Source organism: Pseudomonas sp. 2822-17 (assembly GCF_002742485.1).
In the GTDB taxonomy this organism is placed as follows: Bacteria; Pseudomonadota; Gammaproteobacteria; order Pseudomonadales; family Pseudomonadaceae; genus Aquipseudomonas; species Aquipseudomonas cyclaminis.
In genome coordinates this window covers 1-348 of record NZ_LJRZ01000062.1, presented here as the reverse complement: position 1 = coordinate 348, position 348 = coordinate 1, and the positions used below count along the sequence as shown (strand labels likewise).

Sequence of the window (348 nt, the reverse complement as noted above, 5' to 3'; positions counted from 1 at the left end):
GAGGAAATCCTGCTTCCTGCCACTCCTTTGTTTGTTCACAAGCTTTGTTCAATACCCAATCACCTATCCGAATGATCAATCCACTCTCCTCTGCGAGGGGAATAAATTCACCTGGTGAGACTGTCCCAAGACTAGGATGACACCAACGAACTAGTGCCTCCACACTCACAATTTGCATCGTATCCATGTTGATAACCGGTTGAAAAAATAAAGTCAGTTCATTATTTTCAACAGCTTTGCGTAGGTCCTTCAGTAACAGAAATTTTCTTAAGCTTTCATAATCCATGTGATTATTATAAATTTCATAGAAACTATCTATATTTCCCTTCGCCTGGTACATTGCAATAT

Annotated in this window: 1 protein-coding gene; it reads right to left on the bottom strand. The window is 39.4% G+C overall.

Annotated elements, in window-relative coordinates:
* On the bottom strand, nt 1-348 hold a 348-nt coding region (locus AOA60_RS01005), incomplete at both ends, for an EAL domain-containing protein (protein ID WP_143522302.1).